This window comes from Aliarcobacter vitoriensis (assembly GCF_003316695.1).
Taxonomy (GTDB): domain Bacteria; phylum Campylobacterota; class Campylobacteria; order Campylobacterales; family Arcobacteraceae; genus Aliarcobacter; species Aliarcobacter vitoriensis.
The window spans coordinates 1-975 of record NZ_PDKB01000045.1 but is presented as its reverse complement, the minus strand read 5'-3'; the positions used below and the strand labels follow the sequence as shown (position 1 = coordinate 975).

The following is a 975-nucleotide window of genomic DNA, read 5'->3' as shown; positions in this document are numbered from 1 at the left end:
TTATGAGTTGTAGTTGAGTCAAATTTTACTTTTTCTGTTTCATAAGAGATATTTAAAGCTTGAGAATTTAGTTTTGTTTTTTCCGAAGTTGGCATTTCAAAACTTACATTTTCTGCATCTTTTCTTTTTAGGCTATTAAGAGATGTGTTTGGGTTATCTACAACCATACCATTTACGCCATATTTTTTTTCGTAGTTATTTGTTATAGTTAATTTTGTTGATAAATTATCTGTTGGTTTGTATAGTAAAAATCCACTTGTTTTTCTATCATTATATTTATTTGCATGTTTATCCATATTTAGGTAATGATTTTCTATCCAACCATTGCTATGATCAAATGAACCATTTATTCCAGCAAATAGTTTATTATCAATTATCGCTCCACTTGTATTTAGCTTTGTATTAAAAGTATTGTCATTGCCATATTCTGCACCAAGAGTTCCACTCCACTCATTTTTAGGAACTTTTGTAACTATATTTATAACAGCACCAATTGCATCTTTTCCATAAAGTGTTCCTTGAGGTCCTCTTAAAATTTATATTTGCTCTACATCTGCTAAAGATGGATTATAATCAAATTTATCATAATATGGTACTCCATCAACATAAATAACAACTGGATTGCTATGAGTGAATTGAGAAGTATTTAATCCCCTAAAAGATGTGTTACTTCCTATTGTGTTTTGATTATACATATTTGGAATTTCTTTTACAACATCTTGAATAGTTTTAATTCCTTTTTGTTCAATCTCTTCTTCACTGATTACAGAGATACTTTGAGGAACATCTTTTATATTTTCCTCCATTTTATTTGCACTAACTGTTATATCATCTAATTTTGTAGTTTCATTTGCATATAACAGTGAACTTACAAATAGTGATGCAAGTATTAACTTTCTTTCCATTTTTATTCCTTTCACCCGATTTTAAATAAGTTTGAATTATAATGATAAACACTATTTGTTTCAAGGAATA

Annotated in this window: 1 protein-coding gene and 1 pseudogene; both read right to left on the bottom strand. The window is 27.9% G+C overall.

Features of this window, described 5'->3' with window-relative positions; genetic code table 11:
- A pseudogene (locus CRU91_RS12435) lies at nt 1–296 on the bottom strand (TonB-dependent receptor); the annotation flags it as partial.
- 240 nt (nt 297–536) lie between these two features.
- Entirely contained in the window at nt 537–905 is a 369-nt protein-coding gene (locus tag CRU91_RS12430) for a TonB-dependent receptor plug domain-containing protein (protein ID WP_235827016.1), read from the bottom strand.
- Nucleotides 906–975 lie beyond the last annotated feature (70 nt).

Coding starts and splice junctions, on each gene's coding strand:
- CRU91_RS12430 (WP_235827016.1), bottom strand. CDS start 905: ATGGAAAGAAAGTTAATACTTGCATCACTATTTGTAAGTTCACTGTTA.